28 protein-coding genes and 1 pseudogene are annotated in these 22,383 nt (G+C 32.3%); 14 read left to right on the forward strand and 15 right to left on the reverse strand.

Translation table 11 applies throughout. The features are described 5' to 3' along the window. Positions 1–7 precede the first annotated feature (7 nt). Entirely contained in the window at positions 8–709 is a 702-nt protein-coding gene (locus tag ACN4EE_RS02955) for a hypothetical protein (protein WP_431704908.1), read from the forward strand. A gap of 184 nt (positions 710–893) precedes the next feature. On the opposite strand, the gene ACN4EE_RS02960 is transcribed toward ACN4EE_RS02955, so the two are convergent. Next, positions 894–2,207 (reverse strand): protein kinase domain-containing protein, encoded by a 1,314-nt coding sequence (locus tag ACN4EE_RS02960; protein WP_431704909.1) that lies wholly within the window; start codon positions 2,205–2,207, stop codon positions 894–896. A 278-nt stretch (positions 2,208–2,485) separates the two neighbouring features. Between ACN4EE_RS02960 and ACN4EE_RS02965 the strand changes: the two genes are divergently transcribed. Together ACN4EE_RS02965 and ACN4EE_RS02970 are read left to right on the forward strand one after the other, a co-directional pair. Then, positions 2,486–2,755: a UPF0175 family protein gene (locus tag ACN4EE_RS02965; RefSeq protein WP_431704910.1), complete on the forward strand. Its 270-nt coding sequence runs from the start codon at positions 2,486–2,488 to the stop codon at positions 2,753–2,755. After that, complete coding sequence (locus tag ACN4EE_RS02970; protein ID WP_431704911.1) at positions 2,752–3,231, forward strand: DUF3368 domain-containing protein; 480 nt, start codon at positions 2,752–2,754, stop codon at positions 3,229–3,231. The genes ACN4EE_RS02965 and ACN4EE_RS02970 overlap by 4 nt, the downstream gene beginning before the upstream one ends. 3 nt (positions 3,232–3,234) lie before the next feature. On the opposite strand, the gene ACN4EE_RS02975 is transcribed toward ACN4EE_RS02970, so the two are convergent. The 7 genes and pseudogenes from ACN4EE_RS02975 to ACN4EE_RS03005 all read right to left on the reverse strand — a co-directional run bounded on the left by ACN4EE_RS02975 (position 3,235) and on the right by ACN4EE_RS03005 (position 6,696). After that, entirely contained in the window at positions 3,235–3,534 is a 300-nt protein-coding gene (locus tag ACN4EE_RS02975; protein ID WP_431704912.1) for a hypothetical protein, read from the reverse strand. Further along, positions 3,527–3,781 (reverse strand): hypothetical protein, encoded by a 255-nt coding sequence (locus tag ACN4EE_RS02980; RefSeq protein WP_431704913.1) that lies wholly within the window; start codon positions 3,779–3,781, stop codon positions 3,527–3,529. The genes ACN4EE_RS02975 and ACN4EE_RS02980 overlap by 8 nt, the downstream gene beginning before the upstream one ends. Before the next feature lie 156 nt (positions 3,782–3,937). Continuing rightward, a complete protein-coding gene (locus ACN4EE_RS02985) occupies positions 3,938–4,252 on the reverse strand; it encodes a HigA family addiction module antitoxin (RefSeq protein WP_431704914.1) in 315 nt (104 codons plus the stop codon). A 47-nt stretch (positions 4,253–4,299) separates the two neighbouring features. Further along, positions 4,300–4,380 (reverse strand): annotated as a pseudogene (locus ACN4EE_RS02990) (type II toxin-antitoxin system RelE/ParE family toxin); the annotation flags it as partial. A 15-nt stretch (positions 4,381–4,395) separates the two neighbouring features. Then, on the reverse strand, positions 4,396–5,616 hold the full coding sequence (locus ACN4EE_RS02995) for a vWA domain-containing protein (RefSeq protein ID WP_431704915.1): 1,221 nt from the start codon (positions 5,614–5,616) through the stop codon (positions 4,396–4,398). A 119-nt stretch (positions 5,617–5,735) separates the two neighbouring features. After that, complete coding sequence (locus tag ACN4EE_RS03000; RefSeq protein ID WP_431704916.1) at positions 5,736–6,251, reverse strand: hypothetical protein; 516 nt, start codon at positions 6,249–6,251, stop codon at positions 5,736–5,738. A 10-nt stretch (positions 6,252–6,261) separates the two neighbouring features. Continuing rightward, entirely contained in the window at positions 6,262–6,696 is a 435-nt protein-coding gene (locus ACN4EE_RS03005) for a hypothetical protein (protein ID WP_431704917.1), read from the reverse strand. A 179-nt stretch (positions 6,697–6,875) separates the two neighbouring features. Between ACN4EE_RS03005 and ACN4EE_RS03010 the strand changes: the two genes are divergently transcribed. After that, a complete protein-coding gene (locus ACN4EE_RS03010) occupies positions 6,876–8,009 on the forward strand; it encodes a glycosyltransferase (RefSeq protein WP_431704918.1) in 1,134 nt (377 codons plus the stop codon). An 81-nt stretch (positions 8,010–8,090) separates the two neighbouring features. Here ACN4EE_RS03010 and ACN4EE_RS03015 read toward each other — a convergent pair whose 3' ends face one another. Then, a complete protein-coding gene (locus ACN4EE_RS03015; protein ID WP_431704919.1) occupies positions 8,091–8,417 on the reverse strand; it encodes a DUF760 domain-containing protein in 327 nt (108 codons plus the stop codon). Positions 8,418–8,669: 252 nt separating this feature from the next. Between ACN4EE_RS03015 and ACN4EE_RS03020 the strand changes: the two genes are divergently transcribed. From ACN4EE_RS03020 to ACN4EE_RS03030, 3 genes are read left to right on the forward strand one after another with little or no spacing between them, the layout of a single operon-like run. After that, the gene (locus tag ACN4EE_RS03020; protein WP_431704920.1) at positions 8,670–9,728 is read left to right on the forward strand and encodes a Gfo/Idh/MocA family oxidoreductase; all 1,059 of its coding nucleotides are present in this window, start codon (positions 8,670–8,672) and stop codon (positions 9,726–9,728) included. 36 nt (positions 9,729–9,764) lie between these two features. After that, entirely contained in the window at positions 9,765–10,769 is a 1,005-nt protein-coding gene (locus ACN4EE_RS03025; RefSeq protein WP_431704921.1) for a zinc-dependent alcohol dehydrogenase family protein, read from the forward strand. A 27-nt stretch (positions 10,770–10,796) separates the two neighbouring features. After that, complete coding sequence (locus ACN4EE_RS03030) at positions 10,797–11,498, forward strand: HAD-IA family hydrolase (RefSeq protein ID WP_431704922.1); 702 nt, start codon at positions 10,797–10,799, stop codon at positions 11,496–11,498. A gap of 1 nt (position 11,499) precedes the next feature. Here the strand turns inward: ACN4EE_RS03030 and ACN4EE_RS03035 are convergent, their stop codons facing one another. After that, positions 11,500–11,949: a type II toxin-antitoxin system VapC family toxin gene (locus ACN4EE_RS03035; RefSeq protein WP_431704923.1), complete on the reverse strand. Its 450-nt coding sequence runs from the start codon at positions 11,947–11,949 to the stop codon at positions 11,500–11,502. Positions 11,950–11,981: 32 nt separating this feature from the next. Further along, positions 11,982–12,335, reverse strand: a complete 354-nt coding sequence (locus ACN4EE_RS03040) for a hypothetical protein (RefSeq protein WP_431704924.1) — start codon at positions 12,333–12,335, stop codon at positions 11,982–11,984. A gap of 163 nt (positions 12,336–12,498) precedes the next feature. Here ACN4EE_RS03040 and ACN4EE_RS03045 point away from each other — a divergent pair, with 163 nt between their 5' ends. The 3 genes from ACN4EE_RS03045 (at position 12,499) to ACN4EE_RS03055 (ending at position 17,130) form a co-directional block, all read left to right on the forward strand. Further along, positions 12,499–14,316, forward strand: coding sequence for an ABC transporter ATP-binding protein (locus tag ACN4EE_RS03045; RefSeq protein WP_431704925.1), 1,818 nt, complete (start codon positions 12,499–12,501; stop codon positions 14,314–14,316). Between the two features lie 163 nt (positions 14,317–14,479). Beyond that, the gene (locus tag ACN4EE_RS03050; RefSeq protein WP_431704926.1) at positions 14,480–16,018 is read left to right on the forward strand and encodes a hypothetical protein; all 1,539 of its coding nucleotides are present in this window, start codon (positions 14,480–14,482) and stop codon (positions 16,016–16,018) included. A 35-nt stretch (positions 16,019–16,053) separates the two neighbouring features. After that, positions 16,054–17,130, forward strand: coding sequence for a hypothetical protein (locus ACN4EE_RS03055; protein WP_431704927.1), 1,077 nt, complete (start codon positions 16,054–16,056; stop codon positions 17,128–17,130). A 188-nt stretch (positions 17,131–17,318) separates the two neighbouring features. Here ACN4EE_RS03055 and ACN4EE_RS03060 read toward each other — a convergent pair whose 3' ends face one another. From ACN4EE_RS03060 to rsfS, 4 genes are all read right to left on the reverse strand, one after another. Further along, entirely contained in the window at positions 17,319–18,020 is a 702-nt protein-coding gene (locus ACN4EE_RS03060) for a pentapeptide repeat-containing protein (protein WP_431704928.1), read from the reverse strand. A 203-nt stretch (positions 18,021–18,223) separates the two neighbouring features. After that, on the reverse strand, positions 18,224–19,177 hold the full coding sequence (locus tag ACN4EE_RS03065) for an asparaginase (protein WP_431704929.1): 954 nt from the start codon (positions 19,175–19,177) through the stop codon (positions 18,224–18,226). Between the two features lie 136 nt (positions 19,178–19,313). Beyond that, positions 19,314–19,814, reverse strand: a complete 501-nt coding sequence (locus ACN4EE_RS03070; protein WP_431704930.1) for a CGLD27 family protein — start codon at positions 19,812–19,814, stop codon at positions 19,314–19,316. Positions 19,815–19,900: 86 nt separating this feature from the next. Continuing rightward, positions 19,901–20,320, reverse strand: coding sequence for a ribosome silencing factor (gene rsfS, locus ACN4EE_RS03075; protein ID WP_431704931.1), 420 nt, complete (start codon positions 20,318–20,320; stop codon positions 19,901–19,903). Positions 20,321–20,672: 352 nt separating this feature from the next. On the opposite strand from rsfS, the gene ACN4EE_RS03080 reads away from it, so the two are divergent. From ACN4EE_RS03080 to ACN4EE_RS03095, 4 genes are all read left to right on the forward strand, one after another. After that, entirely contained in the window at positions 20,673–21,620 is a 948-nt protein-coding gene (locus tag ACN4EE_RS03080) for a metallophosphoesterase (RefSeq protein WP_431704932.1), read from the forward strand. Between the two features lie 101 nt (positions 21,621–21,721). Beyond that, complete coding sequence (locus ACN4EE_RS03085) at positions 21,722–21,943, forward strand: AbrB/MazE/SpoVT family DNA-binding domain-containing protein (protein ID WP_431704933.1); 222 nt, start codon at positions 21,722–21,724, stop codon at positions 21,941–21,943. Next, on the forward strand, positions 21,940–22,164 hold the full coding sequence (locus tag ACN4EE_RS03090; protein ID WP_431704934.1) for a PIN domain-containing protein: 225 nt from the start codon (positions 21,940–21,942) through the stop codon (positions 22,162–22,164). Before ACN4EE_RS03085 ends, ACN4EE_RS03090 begins: the two co-directional genes overlap by 4 nt. A gap of 10 nt (positions 22,165–22,174) precedes the next feature. Continuing rightward, positions 22,175–22,363 carry a putative toxin-antitoxin system toxin component, PIN family gene (locus ACN4EE_RS03095; protein WP_431704935.1) on the forward strand — a complete coding sequence of 63 codons (189 nt, stop codon included), beginning with the start codon at positions 22,175–22,177 and terminating at the stop codon, positions 22,361–22,363. Positions 22,364–22,383 lie beyond the last annotated feature (20 nt).

Raw genomic sequence — 22,383 nt, forward strand, 5'->3', positions numbered from 1 at the left:
TGGGATTATGCTATTTAAAATAATTTTATCTCTGGTCAATTTATTCACGGTAACGGCGGTTATGGCTCAACAGAGCGATTTTTCTGAAAAAAGTGCCGAATTTGACCTAGAACCTAGTATCATCGAAAATAGCCCCGTAATTAGAGAATGGATTAAAGAAATACCTGATGTTTCTGATAAAATAATTCATCAACCAAGTTTTCGTACTCGTTACCGTCTTGGTTATACAGAATTTCCATCTAATAAAAATTCTGGGGGTTTTTTTGTCGGGGTAGAAGATATTTTTATCGGTAATACTCCCTTAACTTTTAGTGCCAAATATAGCCAAGATTTGAGTAATTCCGATCGCCCTCAGTTCGATCGATTATCAGTGGGGGCGAATTTACAATATTATTTATTACCCTTGGGGAGTTATGTCAATATTGCCCCTGTTTTGGGGTATCGCTATATAGAAACCGCAGGTTATAACACTGGGGGGGTAAATGTGGGAGTAAGATTAGGATTAATTTTTTCTCCTCAAGGCGCAGGGGATATTTTCATTACTCAAAGTTTTGTTTCTCCTACGGGTAACGAAGAAGTAGGAATTACAGAAATCAATGTTGGTTATGCTGTTACCAAAAATCTCCGTTTAGCCACAGAAATCGGTTGGCAAAATTCCATTAAACAAAATGATTCTCAGATTAGTGTTGGTTTTGAATGGATGCGGTAATGCTTAATTTATCTTCAGAAAATATTGCTACAAATAAAAAATACATTTCAAGGATGATTCGATCGAGCATTCAATTTATTATACATATTAGAGTATTAGACTTCTTCAACAAAAATATTTACTCTTGTTTATATGGTATTTCTTAAAATACTAAATTTACTCAAATCACTGTATTTTTTATATTTTAGAAAATAAACCATTTTTTTTGTTTTTTTATTTCTTTTTCAGCTATTTTTTTATTTTTAATAGCTATTGTATAATTAGGGTTTAATTCAATAGCTTTAGTATAGTCCATAATGGCTTTTTCATATTCTTTTAAATTCTCATAAGCAACACCACGATTATTATAAGCATAGGTATAATTTGGGTCTAATTCAATAGCTTTTGTATAATCCATAATGGCTTTTTCATATTCTTTTAATTGTCCATAAACAATGCCACGATTATTATAAGCAGATTTATAATTTGGGTCTAATTCAATAGCTTTTGTATAGTCCATAATGGCTTTTTCATATTCTTTTAAATTCTCATAAACAACACCACGATTATTATAAGCATAAATATAATTTGGGTCTAATTCAATGGCTTTTGTATAGTCAATAATAGCTTTTTCATATTGTTTTAATTCTCTATAATTATAACCAGTTTTAAAATAACCAGACGCATTTTCATTCGATTCAATTGTAATATTTAACTGTAGATTCTTAATTAAATTTTTCGCAATTAATCTTTTTTTTTCGTCTTTTTTGAGACAATTATTTACTATCTCTTGCCAATTTTTTGGGATAATTTTTAAATCAGGCTCTTGATTAATTACTTCCTGCATTAATGCTAAAGGAGTCTCACTATTAAAAGGCAATTCTTCCGTTAACCCTTCATAAATAATAATGCCCAATGACCACATATCCCAAGCTGAGGAGATTTTGCCCTCGTAGGCTTCTGGAGGAGCGTAACCCATTGATCCCATCATTGTGGTGGTTTTAGTCGAATTATTCTGCACACTTCTAACTAAACCAAAATCCGATATTTTCCATTTATCCCCTACCCTTAAAATATTACCCGGTTTCAAATCTCGATGAACAATTACAGGTTTTTGACTGTGTAAATAATCCAATCCTTTGGCTATATCTAATACTAATTGTTTAACTTTTTCTTCTGGTAATTTACCTTTTTTTAACTCATCTTCCAAACTATAATCTGCTTTTTCCATCAATAAATAGAGAAATTCAAAATTATTTAATGTACATTCTCCGCAGGTATAGCAATCGAGTAAATTAGGATGTTTTAAGGTAGTAGAAAAAATCAATTCATCTAATTGTTTATCGGGGTTATCGGTGATAATTAATTTAACCGCCAATTCTCTAATAAATCTATCTCTAACCACTTCATCCGCTAAATAAACTCCACCAAATCCTCCTGTACCTAAGAGACTTTTTAGGTAATATTTATTATCAATATTTTGCCCTTCGAGCATTCTAAATAATATTTGATTATTCATCTTTCTTTGACCATGACAATATCTTAATTGTAACTCAATTTATTATAGATAAGAAATAATTTTCTTGGTGATAGTCAAAACCCATTAACATAAGTTTTTGTGTTATCTTTAGATAACTTAACTTTTAAGTCTGAATTTTATTTCAAGACGATCGAACATAACCTAAGCATTTTCTCATGGTTAAACAAAATCATGAAAATTAATTAAAATAGTAGGCATTGCCCATTTTATCCTTACCTATATTATTTTTAAATACAGAAAAAAAAGAGGTATAAATCATGGAAATAGTAATTACAATACCAGATACAATGACATCAAAACTAGAGAAAAAATGGGGAAATTTATCACAAAAAATTATAAAAAATATTGCTTTAGAAGCATACGAAAATAGATTAATTAGCACTTATGAATTAAAAGAAATATTAAATTTATCCTCATCTTTGGAAGTACATAAATTTTTAAAAGATTCTGGAATTTTTTTAAATTATGATGAGGAAGATTTAGAAGAAGATTTGAATACAATTAATACATTAAGAGGTATTAAATGATCATTATTGCGGATACTTCTCCTCTTTGTTATTTAATTATCATTGATTGTATTAATATTTTACCAGAATTATATGGTAAGATTATCATTCCAGAAGTAGTTTATCAAGAATTAACTAATCAATGTTCACCTAAAAAAGTAAGAGAATACTTAAAAAATAAACCAGAATGGTTAGTGATAAAAAATCATCAAGAAAAAATTGATTTAGAATTAGATAAACTTGATAAAGGAGAAAAAAGTGCTATTATTTTAGCAGAAGAAGTTAAAGCAGATTTGATTATTTTAGATGAAAAATTAGCTCGAAAAGTTGCTAAAAACCGAAACTTGAAAATAATTGGTTTATTAGGTATTCTTTATGATGGTTGTTTAGCAGGTTTAATTGAAGTTAATAAGTTCAAAGAATTAGAAAAAACTAACTTTTTTATATCTCCTAAATTGTTAGAAAATATTATTAATAAAGTAAACAATAGCAATTAAGAATCATTTATAGGCAGAATCATGATCTGTGTGTAAAGATAGTAAGCGTAAATAATCTCCTTCTCTAACACCGATCGATCGACATTTTTGAGTTATCCTCAAGGTATATAATTTTTCTCCTTTTTTTCCTTGTTTATTTTTGATCATTTCCCATTTTAAGCCTTGATCTTGATATAATTGTTCCCATGTTAAATTAGATATTTTTTTCAAAGTTTTAAATACTGCAATTAAATCTGATTTAGATAAATTAAATAAGTGTTTTTGAAAAATGGTATTATTTAAGTCTAGTAAAACTTTATTCATAAATATTTAATTTTGTAGCTAATTCATCTAAATTAGAGACTAAAGGAGGATTATTATAATTCCATTCTAATGCTTGATTTAAGTCATTTTGTACTGTAGGATTATTTAACCAATTTTCTTGATCATCATCGGGTAAATTTTCGATTTTTGTAGAAAATTCTCGCCATAAACTACCCCATTTTTCTAAGTCAATAATAACGGCTTTTTTTTCCCCTTCTTCGTTAACAATATATTGAATACCATCCATAATGTTTAAGTTTGAAAATAATAATAATAGTATTATAGCAATTATCTCTAATATTTGATCAAATGTAGGTCAATTCGATCGATTCGCCAGAAATTGATAAGGGTAATAGCTATAGCTAAAGTCTCTTTTAGGAACTTTTTAAGGATTATTCTATTTTTAATTAAGAGATAAATGTTGTTTTAATTTATGGTAAGGAATAATAAAATCTAACTGATTATTTAGATTTTGACTAGCCACATCTAACTCATAATTTTTTTGTAAATTTAACCATAATTTTGCTCCTGTATCAAAAAATTTTCCTAAACGTAAAGCTGTGTCTGCTGTCAGGTTACGTTGTCCATTTAAAATTTGATAAATTCGATTTTTCGGTACTCCAATAATATCGGCTAGTTGGGAAGCATTTAAGCCTATTTCTTCTAATTCATCTGCTAATATTTCTCCCGGATGAATCGGTTTTTTCCAATCTGTCATAAGTTACCTTTTTTTGATATTAATAGTTGAAAATTCATCATAAAAAATTAATGATAATCAACAATTTCTACTTCTTGAGCGCCATTATCCCAAGAAAAACAAATACGCCATTGATCATTAATTCTAATAAAGACTTTATTTTGTTAGTTAATTTGTCGAGTATCTCTAAATAAACTGGTGGTTTGATGAGGGGTTAATTGCCCCGTTTTTTGCAAATTATCGAGAGTTGAAGCTACGGTTTTTGCTAATTCTTTTTCTCCTATTTTAGTGGCATTTACCTGCATATTAATTAATAATTCTCCTGTTTTATTGGGATCAACTGTTTTCGTTAATTCGGCACTATAAATCTTCAATTTCCATCGCAACAAATCTTGATCAACATCTTCATTAATTTGCTGAATTTCTTTATAAGAACCAGTATAATTTAAAGTAGTAATTTGCTTGACAATCGAATTATTTTCTGCGGTAATTAAGTCTATTTCTAAGACTTCTTTTTCTCCGTTACTATTACCAAAATCCGCAGGAGGAACTTCTACAGAAATTAAAATATCCGTAAAGCAATTTGTGTGAATTGTACCTAATAATAACTCATTTTTTAGCACTTCTTCTAAAGGTAAAAAATCGGGACGTAAACAACAAAAACCTTTTAATTTTACCTGATTTTTCGGATTTAATTTTAATTTTGCTCCTTCCATTGCTACTGTTTGAAAACTGCTTAATCTGGCGGTTAAAAGACTCTGAAAATTAGCTAAATTATCAGCATAAATAAACGTACCTTTACCCTTTGCACATAAATCTGTCAGAAATGCGGTATTAAAATTACCAGCATCCCCTAAGCCAACGGTGTCGATGACTATGCCGTTTTGACTGATTTCTTGCCCTTGAACCACGATCGAGCTAGTATCATCTAACATCATGCCGTTACCATCGGTAGCGTTACCATCGGTGATTAAAATGCCCACCCTAGCCACTCCTTTTTCTGGTGGTAATACTTTTTGAAACCAATTTAACGCCAAATCGGTACGGGTGACACCGGTAGCAATAAGATTATTAATAGCTTGTGTGGTTTCAGTTTTGTTGTTACTGTTGTTAACCAAAGTGATCACATTCGTATTATAACAGGCGAGGGAGAGACGATCGATCGGTCTTAAATTGTTGACAATAGCGATACAGGCTTCCTTAGCTTTTGCCAGTTTATCACCATTCATGGAGCTACTGGTATCAAGGGCGATGGCGATTCTCAGGGGTAAACCTTCGGCGGTGGTAGTTGCAGTATCAGGATTTATTCTCACACGCAATATATGCTCTGATACACTTGAACTAAGTTTGTTCGATCGATCCCATTGGCATTCAAGATTAAACATGGATAAATGATTGTGATACTAAAGTTATATATTTTGATTATAGGCTAGGAAGCATTCAAAGACGTGGAGTTAGGATATACTAAGATTTATAATTACAGGTAGTGCAAATCGATCGAACTCTATATTAACACTTTTAAATCACAAAAAGCAGGATTAATAAACTCATTCTTATCCTCTAAACTAACATAACCAAGATTAACAGCAAGTTCCATTAATTCAGTTAAAAACCGCCTTAATTCATCTAAAACTTGTTGTTTATTCAACATAACTATTGTTTCATTATTTGAATAACCAAATTCTCTTAAATAACATTTAATTTCCTCACCAATAGGCACAAATTTAATAATTATTGCATAACTTTCAGCGAACTCTAAACGAATAGTTTTACCCTGTTCTAATTCTGCAATATCTTCACAAAATCTATCCTCTAATAACATACAAATATCAGGATCGAAAAAAACATTAAATTTTGTTTTCCCTACCGCCACAATCACTTTATGATCATATTCGTAGCAAAACTTTCTTAATCCTAATTCAAAAGGCGACAATTCCCCTAAAGGATCATCAGGAGGAGGAGCAAAATTTTCTAAATTACGTTCTGCTAATCTTATTTTAAATTGTTCAATACTATTCATATTTTATTCCTTAATTTTTATTGATGTTAGGTGTAAGTATTGGATAACCATATTTAATTGTACCGTCTGCATTTCTACCAATTTTTGCATAAGTTACATTTTCCGTAACCCTTCCATCAGTATGATAAATTCTACCAATAGGACGATTAAATTTAATGGTATAATTTCCATAATATTTAGGAATTAACTTTTCTAATTGTAACCAATCTTGATCATTTAACCATTGTCCTTGATCCACATTTTTACTTGATGCTCTACCCTGTAAATTATTAGAGTTTAACTTTGCTCCATGATGTCGTAAAATATGATCATAAGCCTTCATTGATTTGGGATTATCCCATTGTGGTTCATTTCCTCTTCCTCGCCATTTACAACCACTACCTACCTCGATCATATTATCGATAATATCAGATTCAACAATTTCAATAGATTTTAATTCATTCAACCACAAAAAATTTAACCTCCTCATCATTCCAGATGTACTAATTATAAACTGTTTCAGTTTCAAGTTCGATAACCTTAATAGAGATACCTATTCATTTTTCTTCGATCGATTTGCAGGTAAATTGTGCAAGTAGTGATATATTTATTACTTAATTATTGACTACTGACGATCGAATATTTATGCGTATTGCCTTATTTACCGAAACATTTTTGCCCAAAGTTGACGGCATCGTTACCCGTTTAAAACATACCGTTGAACATTTACAAAAACAAGGAGATGAAGTCTTAATCTTTTCTCCTGAAGGCGGTTTAAAAGAATATAAAGGAGCAAGAATTAACGGTATTAAAGGTATTCCCCTCCCCCTCTATCCCGAATTAAAATTGGCAATTCCTAACCCTTCCATTGGCTTTGCCTTACAAAGATTTAAGCCTGATTTGGTTCATGTGGTTAACCCTGCGGTGTTGGGAGTAGGGGGCATTTTCTACGCCAAAAAATATCATATTCCCTTAGTCGCATCTTATCATACCCATTTACCTCAATATCTTCATCATTATAATTTAGGGGCATTAGAAGGTATTTTATGGGAATTGCTTAAATTAGCCCATAATCAAGCATTATTAAATCTTTGTACTTCTACCGCTATGGTGGATGAATTAGTCAATCACGGTATCGAAAGGGTGGATTTGTGGCAAAGAGGAGTTGACACAGACTCTTTTCAACCTAGTTTAGCATCCTCAGAAATGAGAAATAAACTATCTCAAGGTAATCCAGACGCACCATTATTACTATATGTCGGTAGAGTATCCGCAGAAAAAGAGATTGACAAGATAAAGCCCGTTTTAGAGAGTATTCCAGAGGCTAGATTAGCTATTGTGGGCAATGGACCCGCTAGAGCGGAATTAGAGACTTATTTTGCTAATACTAACACAAATTTTGTCGGTTATCTCCATGGGCAAGATTTGGGAAGCGCTTATGCTTCTGCGGATGCTTTTATCTTCCCTTCTTCCACAGAAACCCTCGGATTAGTATTATTAGAGGCTATGGCGGCAGGTTGCCCTGTGGTTGCCGCTAGACGGGGAGGCATTCCTGATATTGTCACCGATGGTGTTAACGGCTATATGTTTGATCCTGATGATACTCAAGGTTCGATCGAGGCTACCCGCCGTTTATTAGCCCATAAAGAGGAAAGAGAGCAATTACGACAAAATGCTCGTTTAGAAGCGGAAAAATGGGGCTGGAGTTCAGCCACGGCTCAATTACGCAACTTTTATCAAGGAGTACTATCTCAAAATAATAATGTTTTAGTTGCCTAGTGATGAGTAATGAGTAATGAGTAATGAGTAACGAAAGAATTTAGGTGTTAATTCTGCATTCTCCATTCTTCATTCTCCATTCTAAAAAAGGGAATCCGTATCGCTAATACTCTCATCTAAATCCTTGCGTTTTTCCATTTGGCAAAGAAAATAACCAGTCATCATCGCAGATGCTAATAAATTAGCTAAGTTTTGTCTGTCAGTGACTATTTGAATGTTAAATCCCTCAGAAGGTAAACCCCCTAATAAACCTTGGACATTATGGGTGATAATTTCTCTTACTTCGGGGGTAGCAGATTGGGCGATTCTTTCTAAGGTGTCTGGATGTTGTTTCTGTAAATATTCTACTAATGCGTTTCTTTCCGTCGTTTCTGATTCTCTCTGAAAAAAATTTGAATCAAATACCATTATTTCTTCCCTCTATTGGAATTTTAGCCTTATGCTCTTATAACATATCTTAACGGACATTGCGCAAAAGATGCTAGAGCTTTTCATTAACTACACACATTACACAAAATATCGATCGAAGGTATCAGGTAACAGATTTCCACTTTATCTATAGTAAAAAAATCACCAGAATCAAAATAACTATGATACTATCTGAGTTAAATAAATATATTAAAAAATTTTAAAAATTATTTTTGTTGGGGGAGTATAATTATGAAAAATCAAAGATTATCGTCAGGAAATTTACCCGTGCAACGAAGCTATAATCATCCTTTAAAAATAGGCGTAATTGGCGTAGGCAATATGGGACAACACCATACAAGAGTCCTTAGTTTGCTCAAAGATGTGGAATTGGTAGGTATAGCAGATGTTAATGTGGAAAGAGGATTAGATATTGCTAGTAAATATAGAGTACATTTTTTTGAAAACTATTTAGAAATGTTACCCCATGTGGAAGCAGTGTGTATCGCAGCCCCCACTAGACTTCATCATCAAGTCGGTTTAGAATGTCTTAACGCAGGGGTTCATGTTTTAATCGAAAAACCTATCGCCGCTAGTATTTCTGAAGCAGAATCCTTAGTTAATGCTGCCGCTTCTACTAACTGTATTTTACAAGTTGGACATATAGAAAGATTTAATCCCGCTTTCCAAGAATTAAGCAAAGTCTTAAAAACTGAAAATTTACTCGCATTAGAAGCCCATCGCATGAGTCCTTATTCCCATCGTGCTAATGATGTTTCTGTGGTATTAGACTTAATGATTCATGATTTAGATTTACTATTGGAATTAGCAGGATCACCTGTCACTAAATTAAGCGCTACGGGCAGTCGTGTCTCTGAGTCTAAATATTTGGACTATGTAACTGCTACTTTAAATTTTGCTAATGGCATTGTCGCTACAGTCACTGCCAGTAAAGTAACCCATCAAAAAATTCGCCGTATCGTCGCTCATTGTAAAAGCAGTCTTACGGAAGCCGATTTTCTCAACAATGAAATTTTAATCCATCGTCAAACTACTGCTAACTATACAACTGACTATGGACAAATATTATATCGTCAAGATGGTTTAATCGAAAAAGTATATACCAGTAATATAGAGCCTTTGCACGCAGAATTAGAGCATTTCGTTAGTTGTGTGCGAGGAGGTAATCAACCCTCTGTAGGAGGTGAACAAGCCTTAAAAGCCCTTAAATTGGCTAGTTATATTGAACAATTAGCTTTAGATGGTACGGTGTGGCAAAATTGTCCTATAGATTTAAAACAACTGAATTAACTTTAATTTCATTCCATTGAGAGACTAAACCTATTTATGAAAGCGATCGTAATGACACAAGCGGGAGATGTGGATGTTCTTCAATTACAAGAAGTCGCCACTCCGACTATTAAACAACCCACAGAAATCTTAGTCAAAATTAAAGCCGCAGGAATTAATCCCATTGATACGAAAATTCGTAGTCGAGGTACTTTTTACCCTGAATATTCCCATGCCATTCTCGGTTGTGATGGTGCTGGAATAGTGGAAAGTGTCGGCTCACAAGTTACCAAGTTTAAGGTGGGTGATGAGGTTTATTTTTGCAGTGGTGGTTTAGGAAAACCGAATACGGGAAATTATGCAGAATACGCTGTGATTGAGCAAGATTTTGTGACTTTTAAGCCTCAATCTTTGTCTTTTGCTGAATCTGCGTGTTTACCCTTAGTTTTAATTACGGCTTGGGAATCTCTGTTCGATCGAGTAAACTTAAGTCAAGATCAAACGGTGTTAATTCATGGTGGAGCTGGTGGAGTAGGTCATGTAGCGATACAATTAGCGAAGATTAAGGGTGCAAAAGTGGCTACTACCGTGAGTAACCCCGATAAAGAGCGATTAGTGCGTAAATTAGGCGCAGATTTGCCCATTTTGTATCAACAACAGGATTTTATTCAAACTACCCTTGATTGGACTAATGGCAAGGGTGTTGATGTGGCTTTTGATACCATTGGCGGTAAAACATTTTTTGATACCTGTAAAGCCGTCAAAGTTTATGGTGATATTGTCACTATTCTCGAACCTGATAGCAGTATTGATACTCTCAAAGTAGCTCGTAATCGTAACCTGAGAATTAGTTTGGAGTTGATGTTAACTCCTGCTTTGATGAATTTAAGGGAGGCTTTACTACATCAAACTGATATTTTACAACAGTGTGCGACATGGATTGATGAGGGTAAATTAACGGTACATCTTAATCAAACTTTTCCTTTACAGGAGGCTTCGATCGCTCATAAAATAATGGAAACAGGATCAGTAACAGGTAAAATAGCCCTATTGATAACCTGAGTGAACTATAAAATTATCGATTCTATTATGATTGATATACTAAATAACTTATCCGAACTTAATAATTTACTTATCAATAACAATCATCCTCCTCAAGTTATCTTGTTAGATGCAGTGGGAACAATCTTTGGGGTAAAAAATAGTGTAGGATATATTTATACTAAATTAGCTCAAAAATACGGGGTAAACACTTGTGCAGATTCGATCGATCAGTGTTTCTATCAAGTTTTTAAAGAATCTTCTCCCCTTGCTTTTGACACTCACAATGAAGCCGAAATTAAAGAATTAGAGTTTAAATGGTGGGAAAATATTACTTACAATACCTTTACTAAAGAAGGTTCGATCGAACAATTTAATAATTTTAAGGAATATTTTAGAGAACTTTATGAACTATTTAAAACAGTAGAACCTTGGTTTATTTATGATGAAGTAATATCTACTCTTAATCAATGGCAAAAACAAGGCATAGAATTAGGGATAATTTCTAACTTTGATACCAGAATTTTTGAAGTTTTAGACAACTTAGAATTAAGTAAATATTTTCAAACAATTACTATTTCTTCCCTCACGGGAGTAGCAAAACCTGATCAAAAAATCTTTTTAAGTGCCATAGAAAAACATAATTGTCAAGCCGAAAATGCTTGGTATATTGGAGATAGTAAAAAAGAAGATTATGAGGGAGCAAAATCCGTGGGAATGAAAAGTTTTTGGTTGAATCGATTGGTATAAGTTAATCAATATTTTGCCATTCTCTAGCATCAACAAAAAGAGATAAATGTTTCACATTTCGAGTAGCAACAATAACACTATTCCCATTTATTTCTGCTAGTTTTGCCTGAGAAGCCAAAATAACATCTCCATCAAGAGATTTAGAGTCTGCGGTAGGGCTTCCTTTTTGTCTAGCTTCTGCCCATAAATGAGCTGCTAAAAGCATAACTTCTGTGGAAATAGGAAGATAAATAAGCAGGTTTTTAAGTTCATCTAATTTTTTAATACTAGCTTTTTTTTCTCCTCTAATTAATTCCCTTCTTACCTCATAATCAGCAATTTCTGGAATAATCACATGAGCTTTATTAACTAATAAATTATCTAACCAAAGTTGGCAATCCAAATTAAACTTATTAGTTTTTGGATTAGATACCATGCCTAAGATTCCTGAATCTAAAAATATAAATTTCATAGTAGATATTTGATAAATTTTATTTATTTTTCTTAGTTTTCATTATCATGTATATCAAAGGCTTTACTTAAAATTTCCCAAGCCTCTGTTTGCTCTTCTTCATCACCTTCTTCTCGCCAACGACGCAATAATTCTAAAGCGGCTTTATTTTTTTCTTCTTGCTTAGAAGGATCATAATTAGCAAACAAATTATTAGTTAAATGAACAGTTTTTTTGACTGTACTAGGATCGGTTACTTCTCGAAAAGAGCGAAGAATTTGCAATAAATTTGACCAATATTCTTGAGGTATAGCTTGAATTTCTTGTAAAATGTCTGTGAAATAAACTTCTTTTGTTGTATTAGTTACTTCTTCTTTTGTTTCCTGTGGAATTGTTACTTGAGTCATAATTTTATCCTCTCTTAAATCTTATGTTTGATGTACACTTAATTATAGTCTATAACTTATGATAATCGATCGAACTCCATAAAACACCAATGTTGTCAAGTTTTATGTTAATATTTATTTAGTTTTATATACACCTCAGTATTTTTGTTTCAACCTTCATTTTATGGCTTCCTTTAGGGATTTAATTAGATATTACGATCGATATAAACTAGCAGTTATTTTAAGTATAGGAGCATCGGGATTATTTGAATTAATAGATTTAATTGTACCCTATTTAATCGGTCAAATTTTAAACATAATTTCAGGACAATCCCTAGATAATTTTTTAGTCAAAATTGTTAACAATATCGGTAACTTAATAAGTATTGATACCAGTGAAAAAACTCTTTCTCTAAGTATTTTAATTACCATGATATTTATAATTACCGTAGTAAGAGCGCCGATTCAGCCTTGGGTTGGTTCGTGGTATCATTGGGAAATTACCTTAAAAGCAAGACGAGATTATTCACAAAAAGTTATTGAAAAAATCCTTACATTACCCCTGAGTTTTTATGACGAAAATAACCCGGGTAGAATTGCAGGAAGGGTGGCAAGAGGTATCTCTAATCATACATGGACTTATCCCGAAATTGCGGGGCAATTATTACCTAAATTAATCAGAATATTAGGTATATTTTTTGTTATTCTTTTACTAGAAAAATGGATTGCTTTTGGCTTTATTATTTCCTTTAGTTTAATTCTCTTGTTTACCTTAATTAATCTGAAAAAATTAATTCAAAAAGAACAGTTATTAGATGTACATATCGAAAATACAGAAAGTCGAACCTCCGAAATTATTACGAATATTAAAACCGTCAAGGCTTTTGCTACGGAATCTCAGGAATTATCGAGACAAAATAAACGTTTAAATCGAGAATATCAAGTAGTTATTAATCGCATTCATTTGGGTTATGTAAAGTTAGCAACTTGGTCAAGAACTATGGTACAATTATCATTATTTCTTGTATTTTTATTCATCTTAATTCCTACCATTAAACAAGAGGTTTCTTTAGGGCATTTTATTACGATTTATACCGTTGCTAGTATGGCTTATGCGGAATTAGAACCTATTAGTATGTTATCGGAAACCTTTGCCCGTCGCTATGCTTCTATGATTCGTTTCCATGAGTTTATGAATTTACCTATCGCTGAGGATGCGTCTAATTTAATTCCGCAAAATATTGCTGATATTAACTATCAATTTACTGGTAAAATAGAGTTGAAAAATATTGCTTTTTCTTATCATCTCGATCGACCTGTTTTAAAGGATATAAATATCTTAATTAATCCCTATGAAACTGTGGCTTTAGTGGGAAGATCAGGTTCAGGAAAATCAACTTTAGTTAAACTATTATTGAGGTATTTTGAACCCATAAAAGGGGAAATTTTATTAGATGGCATGAATATTCGTCATCTTGACGTTACGGGTTATCGTCGTCGTCTGGCTATTGTACATCAAGACGTGGATATGTTTAACGGTACAATCCTTGATAATCTTATCTATGGTAACTCTCAAGCGACTATTGAAGAAGTAAAACAGGCTTGCGCCATCGCTAGAGTTGACGAATTTATCAATGAATTACCCGATCGATATTATACCATCGTCGGAGAAAGGGGAGTAAGGCTATCAGGCGGACAAAAACAGCGTTTAGGCATCGCTAGGGCGTTGATTATGAATCCTGATATACTTATCTTTGATGAGGCTACTTCTAGCCTTGATTATGAGTCGGAGAGGGAAATTCAGTTGGCAATGAATTCTATTTTTGGCACTCGTACTACTATTATTATTGCGCATCGGTTGAGTACGGTTCGATCGGCTGATAAAATTATAGTACTAGATCAAGGTTCGATCGCAGAAATAGGCAACCATGAAGAATTATTGCAACAACAAGGCATTTACCAAAGACTGCATTCCCTACAAGAAAGCGGAGAGTTATATTAGAATCTGCTGAAAAAGTATTGTGATGAGGAAAAGTAATAGGTAAAGTGGTGATTTTAGGCTTTTATGTCATACTGGGATAATAAAACAATCTCAAAATCTTATGTTATCCTCAAAGGTAATAATTAAAATACATTATTAATATTTAACACACGATCGAGCATTCATGGGTAGTATTCATCATCATCGTTTAAAATCTATACTGTCTGTCATTGTTAGTATTTCTCTCCTGACAGGCTGTCAAAAAACCCCCTTAGAACAATTATCATGTAATATAGAATCTTTGCAAAGTATTGTCAATTCACAAAACATAGGTAGTAATTTAGATGTTTCCATCAATATCGATGGGAGTGATTCCATGTTGGGATATGTCACAACTCCTAATAGTAATTATATGAAGACGATCGAACTGATTGCTAATAGTATTATTGAAAGAGATAATGTCAAAATAGAATATAGACGCATCGGGGAATCTCAACCCTTAACCAAGACTCGTTTTCGTCAAGATGCTACATCTCCCATTTTTTACAATAGCAACGATGATACTTACAAACCTATTACTAGCCCGATTCAATCAGTAATAACCTCTCCAGTAGAGGGGAGAGAAAAACTAACGATTATTGTCACGGATTTAGAGGGAGATGACGCTGGAAAAGTATTTGAGGCTTTGAGCAAAAATTATTTCGATCGAAATAAACAAGATTATACTGTAGGAGTTTGGGCGGTAAAAAGTCAATTTAACGGTACTGTTTTTAATCCTAATACTGGCAAAGCACAATTTTTGTATAATACTGAAGGCAAATCTTCTGAATTTTATCGTCCTTTTTATGTCCTTTTTATTGGACAATACGAACAGATAGCAGGGTATTTTGATGAATTGAAAAAACTAGATTCTCAACTTGATGATTATAGTGAAATGTTTATTTTTCCTACTCAAAATATTGTCATGAAAAATCCCATTAATTTAGGGAATCTTCAAGCCAGAGAAAATAATAGTCAATTACCAGAAAATAATCAACTCCTAAGAGTTTTTACCTTGAGCGATCGAGATGTTATTGTGAATACAGAAGATGCAATTAATGAGCCTTATGAGTTATTTAGTATAAATAATATTGAACCAACATTAAACATTAATTATCAAGTACCTTTTCCTAGTATCAAAAATCTTAAAGGAGGTAATTACGCCTTATCTATAGACGAAAATAACTTAATAACAGAGACAAAACTTTATACTTTTAATCCTCAAAATCAAGTACAACAATCCTCTATAGAAACATCAGAAAGTGAAGAAAAAGAAGACTCTGAAACTATCAATAATGAGGAGGAAAATAATCAAACTAATGAAACAGAAAAACAATTATTTGCTATTAATTCTAGTGGTTCATTAAAACAAGGATTAACCATCAAAGACTTAAAATTAGATCAAGAAAATCAGACTTTACAATTTACTACGAATATTAACGTTAATAATTTACCTAATCCACAAATTTATTTATTTGAAGTTGACTTAATTTTAGATGATTTAACAGGTAAAGATTGGTGGACAGAATGGAGTGCAGTTGGCGGAAATAATGACGGTTCAAAAACTCAAAATCTTTCTATTTTTATGAATAAATTAAAGAGTTTAAATCTGAAAACTTTAAGCCAAAATGAGAATGATCCTGTTATCGGACGTTTTTGTTTTGCAGTTCAAAAAGCCGAATAAAATTTGATTAATTCTGATAATAAATAGATTAATTTATGGAGAATAATGCTGAATTAGAGAAAATAATTTCTTATGTTCAAAAACTAGAAAAAAGATTAAAACAATTAGAATCAAAAGAAGCAATTACCGTTGAAAAATTTTTAGAAATTCAACAACCCAAACCCTTACAAATATCTGTAGATAAATTAATTGAGCTTTATAATGATATTCCTCATATTTTAACTGAATACGCTGTAGAAGTATCTTTAAACGCCAAAAGTTATCGACAACAGCTTGATAAAACTATGATATTAGAGCAAGTTATCAGGGGAAATTATTGGGTTATTTTATTAGAAAATCTGGAAGAAAAAAACTATTATTTATTACCCCATGGCAATAAAAAGATAAAAATTTATAAACAAAAAAGTATTGATTATTTATTCACAATACAAGGCAAAAAAGATATTAATAATGAAGAATTTTATTTAATCAAACCTTGTGGTTTAACTATTTTACCCAGTGGAAAAGAATGGTTAATCCAAGAAAAAGGAGAGTTATCTATAGAGAGAAATTCCGTTACTCAACAAATAGCATCAGAGTTAGCAGAATTAAGTAAAAATCAAGAGAAAATTCCGACTATTTTAGAAGATTTTTTAAATGTTTTAACCAAGATAAATCAAGGCAATACTCAACTATCCCAAGAAATAAAATTATTAGATAATCGTCTTCAAAAATTAGAGCCAAGTTATATGAAGTTAATCAATTTATACACCGAAAATCCTGCTAAATTTGCTCAATTAGAGGGGGGATGTACAAAATTAAAATTTACCCAAGATACCATCAATCTATTTTTGCAAAATAGACCAGAAACCATTACTATTACCTTAGAAGTTGATAACTTAGGACACTATTTATTAAAACATTTCGATCGAGAAGAGTACCTATTTCCTGATCCTAAAGTATTATTTGATAAAATGGCATTAACCTTGGCTCATTATACGAAATTATTTATTGTTACTAATGAAATTCCCATCGCCATTATGGGTAAAGATATAGTTATTAATAAACCAGCCAAATTAAGGAAAAATGGCAATATATGGACACTGATAGAATCAGGAGAAATATGTTTTTAATCTTTATAGGTTGGGTTAGAGAAGCGTAACCCAACAAAAATGACAATATTTAGGGTTTGCTGAATAAATCAGAAGTCTATTAAAATCAAGGGTTTAGATAAACTACATTACTAAAAAAGTGTGCAGTTTTAGCAATTTTTACTCAAAAAATGAGGATTAGATTGCTTCGTTTCCTCACCATGACAAGATTAAACAACGGCAAATTCTAAGAATTTAGCAGTATTAGGGAAAAATTGATTGTCGCTACTGATTTTTTGCTGATAGCCAATGAAAAGATGATTACACACAACTAAATCAAACTTAGTTTGGTTATTAATTTGCCAGTTTTCGATCGTGGCATCGGTTAAAGTGGCTTTACTAAAATTAGTATTGTAAGCCTTAGCTAAAGTCAAATCAACTTGATTTAAAGCAGTTTCTCTTAAATCAGCATTTTCGAGGTTTGCCTCCATAAAACTTGCCCCCCGAAAAATGCCACGAGAAAGGTTAGCATAGGTTAAATTAGCAGTAATAAAGAAAGAATCTGAGCAATTAGCTTCTTGAAAATTAGCACTTAATAAACAAGCTCTGCTAAAATCGCAACCAGTAAAATAAGCACCATAAAAGTTAGCATCCTGTAAATTAGCTAAACTTAAATTAGCATCTCTGGAGAAACTTCTAGCAAAATTAGCGTTAGACAAATCAGCTTTCGACAAGTTAGTTTCAATAAGGGTGGCTTGACTAAAATTAACTCTTATTAACATAGACCCTTTGAGATTATAATGACTTAAATTCAATCCACTTAGATCGGCATTTCTTAAATCTGGTGTAATCTGAGGGTTTTCTTTTCTCCAAGTATTCCACTCTGTCGCTGATAAAGAAGTGATTTTGTCTAAATGTGTTTGATTTGCCATTTTTTTTAATCCTTGTAAACTATCTTTTGTTCTACATCTCTTATTAAGACAAAGAAATGTGAAGATGTTGTGGAGGTTAAAAATTTTTGTTCTTCGACTTTGAGTATGATAAATTATTAGGCATCTTCTGAAATACAGGCAAGATGCGTAAAAGGATAATTTTTACCAGAAGTCTATTGATATTGATAAAAGTGTATCCATCATCACAATAAGGATAATTCTCCTGCTACCTCTAGTCGCCTATAGTCATCAATACGCAAAAATTTATCTCCTAAATTCTCGGCAACGGTAGGGGTAATCCATCCCATTTGTTTTAATACATGAATAGCTGTGGCATATTTAGCCCGTTTCGCACCATCGAGAATTTTAATGGCTAATCCCATGTTTTGCCCAATATTGCCAATACACTGGATACCTTCCGCACCAGATTTACTGACTAACATTCCATCGGTTAAGTTCATTAATTCGGTGTCGAATGCTCCTTCTCCTGCTACCATTGTAGGGTAATGAGTCATCGATCGAACTATTCTCTCTAAGTCAATACTATTACCAGAGGCTAACTTAGCGTAAAGAGTCGCCATTTGCCCTAATTCTAAGGCGTATGTTGGCACTCCGCAATCATCCCTTGCCGTCATAATTTCTGCCCCTGGTATGGACAATAATTCGGCTATCTTATGTAAGATTAACTGTTGTACGGGGTTCGATCGATGAGTATAAGTATCTAAATCCCAATTTCGTTGTTGACACACTGCCAACATTCCTGCGTGTTTTCCTGAACAATTATGTTGTAAAGCGCTATCTTTTCCTTCTGGAATCGGGCATTTTAAGTAACTAGGCTCAATATCCGCCCTCCATAGTATATTAAATACTTGTCTTGCTTGTTCTATATTACCTTGATGAGAGCTACAAATAATCGCTAAATCTTTATCGGTTAAATCAAATCTCTGTATCACCCCCGTACTTGTCACCGCAAGGGCTTGAAAGGGTTTCATGGATGAGCGCATAAAAGTTACGGTTTCAGTATCTCCAGCTACAGCTAGAGTACGACCTCGATCGTCAGCTACCACCACTTCTCCTTGATGGATAGATTCTACTATACCTTCTCGAAGGAGATGTACTTCTAAGCGTGGATAAGGAGGACGTTTTAATCTGGTCATATAAATAGTACGATCGAGTTATTGATTTGATAATAATTTTCTATGGTATCTTATGAATTGTCAATCAGACAATAACGAGGAAATTAAGAATTAAGAATTAAGAATTAAGAATTAAGAATTAATTTTGCCTTCAACCTTAATTCGTTAACCATAGACTGAAGCCTCCCATAATTATTAACCCCAACAGAAAGATTAAACTTTTTTGCAATCTTTTAAGTAATGGTTGTACCTGATATTGAAAGATTAATTGATCACGGCGATAAAATTCAAGGGGTTTTTCCCACACCTGCCCGTCATACCAACTAGACTCCTCATATACTATCTTAGTTTTTCTCAGTCGATCGGCGATATATTTCCACCCTAGATATAAACGCACTAAGGCAAATCCGACAAATAAAGATGAACCTAATAGACTACAAATAAGAAAAGGTAAAAAAGTTTCTTGAGGTGAAAAACTTGCGCCCGAAATAGGTGCGCAAATCAATAAACTTAAACTCCCTACCCATGTTAATTTACCTGCAAATTCCCATTTAGAAAGTGTCGCCCAACGAAAAAACCACGATTGGGCTAACTCTTGATATTCATTTATCGGTTGTTGCTCTAATGGCACAGGACAAATTACAGTAGATTGATTCATAATGAATGAGGAATGAGGAATTAAGATTAGGAGAATTTTTTGGTGGGGTTGGGTTTAATGTATTAAACCCCTACATTTATTATTCATTATGCACTTTGAAATAGGGTTTTTTCGGCACTTCCCCAAAAAGCCTCTAAATCATAGAATTGTCGTGCTTCGGGGAGAAAAATATGGGCGATTACGTCTCCATAGTCATGGAGTATCCAATTACCTTCGTTTTTGCCTTCTATTCTTACAGGATTACGATCAAACTTTTCATATACTTTATCTTCGATCGAAAGGGAAATTGCCCTTAATTGAGGTTGGGAAAATCCCGTCATAATCACAAAATAGTCCGCTAAATAGGACATCTTTTCGACATTCAATAAGACTATATTATCAGCTTTTCGATCGTCTCCTGCGGAGGCAATTACTAAAGCTAACTCTTTACTACTAATATCTATGGGTGATGAGTTGATTTCTTGTTCGGGGGTATAATTGTCAAGTTGTAAATGTGATTTAGTCATTCAAATTCGGTTAATCTCTTTTCTCTGATTATATAACAATCCTATTGGAGTTGTTTGATCTATCTCAAAATTTACGAGCCTCCTAAGCTAAGACATATTTGCTGTTTTTATTAATTCTTGAATATAACTTTTCCCTCTTCCCTCTTCCCTTTTCTCTACCCTCATCAAAATACTTTTTATCCAACCCCCATTTAAAAATGCTATATTGAAATTCGACAAAAAATAATGAAAATCTTAGAATCAAAGTTTATTTGTGTTAAGTTCGATCGTCAAAGGCGATAGTTCGTGATCAAAATTGTTATTTAATCTAATTTTTATGCTCAAATGTCTGATTAAATTGATTGTTAAAGGAATGCAATTAATAATATTATTTATGTTAATGATAGTTTTAAGTATTTTAGGTTTTTTTCTCTACATTTATCAAATAGAACCTCAATGGATAGAAATTAATAATATTGAAATTAAATTACCAAATTTAGATAGTGAATTTGTGGGTTGGAAAATAGTCCAAATTAGCGATATTCACATTAACGATTGGATGACAGAAAAAAGATTAAATAATATCGTTAAATTAGTTAATGAACAATCTCCAGATATAGTAGTTTTAACAGGAGATTATTTTTCTCAAAACATTACAGACGTTCAGAGATTTGACGGCACTGATATATCTTATCGAAGACAAAAATCCTTGTCTTTAGTAAAAAGAATCTTGAATAAATTAGGCTTAACTAATGCAGAAGTAGAGTCTCATTCTTTTGAAAAAGATCAGATTATTTTAACTAAAACATTAAAAAAATTAAATCCTAAATATAAAAGTATTTCTGTTTTAGGAAATCATGATTATGCCACCGAAGTAACTTTAGTTGAACAAGCCTTAAAAGATAGTAATATTGTTAATTTAAAAAATGATATTTATACTTTTCAAAAAAATAATGCTAACTTAACTATTGCAGGAGTTGATAGCGTTACTTATGGTAAAAATAAACTAAAACCAGTATTAAATAAATTACCCGAAACAGGGGTTAATATTCTTTTAGTACATGAACCAGATTTTGCTCGAAGAAGTTCAAAAGTCGATCGATTTCAGTTACAATTATCAGGACATTCCCACGGAGGGCAAGTCAGAATTCCTTTTTTTGGTGCGCCTTTATTACCTCCTAATGGTCGTATTTATGTAAATGGTTTGTATGAAGTGCAAAATATGTTTCAATATACTAATCGAGGAGTCGGTATGGCTTACCCTTATATTCGCTTTAATTGTCGCCCAGAAATAACTGTTTTTACCTTGAAAAAAGTTTAGTGGAATTTACCTCATAATAATGTTATTCTCTTATTCAAATGATAAGATTTTCTTACTTCATTATTATAATAAATGCTATAATCACAGAAAAAGAAGTAAAAATGTTAGCTAAATTAACTACAAAAAATCAGCTTACACTACCAAAACGAATAACCCAAGAAATAGGGTTTGTGGAATATTTTGATGTCAAAGTAGAAAATGGACAAATAATTTTGACTCCCGTTAAAATTCACCGTGCTGATGAAGTAAGAGCTAAATTAGCAGAATTAGATATAACGGAAGAAGATATTACCAATGCCATTTCATGGGTAAGACAACTATGAGTCCTATATTAAGAGTTGTCATCGATACTAATTTAGTACTATCGGCGTTAGTATTTGGAGGAAAAGTTAGTCAGTTACGTTTTTGTTGGCAAAATCAGAAGTTCATTCCCTTAATTTCTAAAGCAACAACCACTGAATTAATTAGAGTTTTAGCTTATCCTAAATTTAAACTAACCAAGACAGAACAAGAAGATTTATTATCAGATTATACCCTATTGTGAAATTGTAAAAATGCCTCATAATTTACCCAAAATTCCTCAATGTCGAGATATTTTCGATGAGAAATTTCTAGTTTTGGCAAAGGTAGCAAAGGCAGATTACCTAGTAACTGGGGATAAAGATTTATTATCGATCGAAGCTGATTTTACTTGTTCAATTATTACTATAGAACAGTTTTTCAATGACATAAATAAAACTTAATTTAAAGTTTATTATTTTCC

Source organism: Geminocystis sp. CENA526 (assembly GCF_050753365.1).
Classification (GTDB): domain Bacteria; phylum Cyanobacteriota; class Cyanobacteriia; order Cyanobacteriales; family Cyanobacteriaceae; genus Geminocystis.

Coding starts and splice junctions, on each gene's coding strand:
- ACN4EE_RS02955 (WP_431704908.1), top strand. CDS start 8: ATGCTATTTAAAATAATTTTATCTCTGGTCAATTTATTCACGGTAACG.
- ACN4EE_RS02960 (WP_431704909.1), bottom strand. CDS start 2,207: ATGAATAATCAAATATTATTTAGAATGCTCGAAGGGCAAAATATTGAT.
- ACN4EE_RS02965 (WP_431704910.1), top strand. CDS start 2,486: ATGGAAATAGTAATTACAATACCAGATACAATGACATCAAAACTAGAG.
- ACN4EE_RS02970 (WP_431704911.1), top strand. CDS start 2,752: ATGATCATTATTGCGGATACTTCTCCTCTTTGTTATTTAATTATCATT.
- ACN4EE_RS02975 (WP_431704912.1), bottom strand. CDS start 3,534: ATGAATAAAGTTTTACTAGACTTAAATAATACCATTTTTCAAAAACAC.
- ACN4EE_RS02980 (WP_431704913.1), bottom strand. CDS start 3,781: ATGGATGGTATTCAATATATTGTTAACGAAGAAGGGGAAAAAAAAGCC.
- ACN4EE_RS02985 (WP_431704914.1), bottom strand. CDS start 4,252: ATGACAGATTGGAAAAAACCGATTCATCCGGGAGAAATATTAGCAGAT.
- ACN4EE_RS02995 (WP_431704915.1), bottom strand. CDS start 5,616: ATGTTTAATCTTGAATGCCAATGGGATCGATCGAACAAACTTAGTTCA.
- ACN4EE_RS03000 (WP_431704916.1), bottom strand. CDS start 6,251: ATGAATAGTATTGAACAATTTAAAATAAGATTAGCAGAACGTAATTTA.
- ACN4EE_RS03010 (WP_431704918.1), top strand. CDS start 6,876: ATGCGTATTGCCTTATTTACCGAAACATTTTTGCCCAAAGTTGACGGC.
- ACN4EE_RS03015 (WP_431704919.1), bottom strand. CDS start 8,417: ATGGTATTTGATTCAAATTTTTTTCAGAGAGAATCAGAAACGACGGAA.
- ACN4EE_RS03020 (WP_431704920.1), top strand. CDS start 8,670: ATGAAAAATCAAAGATTATCGTCAGGAAATTTACCCGTGCAACGAAGC.
- ACN4EE_RS03025 (WP_431704921.1), top strand. CDS start 9,765: ATGAAAGCGATCGTAATGACACAAGCGGGAGATGTGGATGTTCTTCAA.
- ACN4EE_RS03030 (WP_431704922.1), top strand. CDS start 10,797: ATGATTGATATACTAAATAACTTATCCGAACTTAATAATTTACTTATC.
- ACN4EE_RS03035 (WP_431704923.1), bottom strand. CDS start 11,949: ATGAAATTTATATTTTTAGATTCAGGAATCTTAGGCATGGTATCTAAT.
- ACN4EE_RS03040 (WP_431704924.1), bottom strand. CDS start 12,335: ATGACTCAAGTAACAATTCCACAGGAAACAAAAGAAGAAGTAACTAAT.
- ACN4EE_RS03045 (WP_431704925.1), top strand. CDS start 12,499: ATGGCTTCCTTTAGGGATTTAATTAGATATTACGATCGATATAAACTA.
- ACN4EE_RS03050 (WP_431704926.1), top strand. CDS start 14,480: ATGGGTAGTATTCATCATCATCGTTTAAAATCTATACTGTCTGTCATT.
- ACN4EE_RS03055 (WP_431704927.1), top strand. CDS start 16,054: ATGGAGAATAATGCTGAATTAGAGAAAATAATTTCTTATGTTCAAAAA.
- ACN4EE_RS03060 (WP_431704928.1), bottom strand. CDS start 18,020: ATGGCAAATCAAACACATTTAGACAAAATCACTTCTTTATCAGCGACA.
- ACN4EE_RS03065 (WP_431704929.1), bottom strand. CDS start 19,177: ATGACCAGATTAAAACGTCCTCCTTATCCACGCTTAGAAGTACATCTC.
- ACN4EE_RS03070 (WP_431704930.1), bottom strand. CDS start 19,814: ATGAATCAATCTACTGTAATTTGTCCTGTGCCATTAGAGCAACAACCG.
- rsfS (WP_431704931.1), bottom strand. CDS start 20,320: ATGACTAAATCACATTTACAACTTGACAATTATACCCCCGAACAAGAA.
- ACN4EE_RS03080 (WP_431704932.1), top strand. CDS start 20,673: ATGCAATTAATAATATTATTTATGTTAATGATAGTTTTAAGTATTTTA.
- ACN4EE_RS03085 (WP_431704933.1), top strand. CDS start 21,722: ATGTTAGCTAAATTAACTACAAAAAATCAGCTTACACTACCAAAACGA.
- ACN4EE_RS03090 (WP_431704934.1), top strand. CDS start 21,940: ATGAGTCCTATATTAAGAGTTGTCATCGATACTAATTTAGTACTATCG.
- ACN4EE_RS03095 (WP_431704935.1), top strand. CDS start 22,175: ATGCCTCATAATTTACCCAAAATTCCTCAATGTCGAGATATTTTCGAT.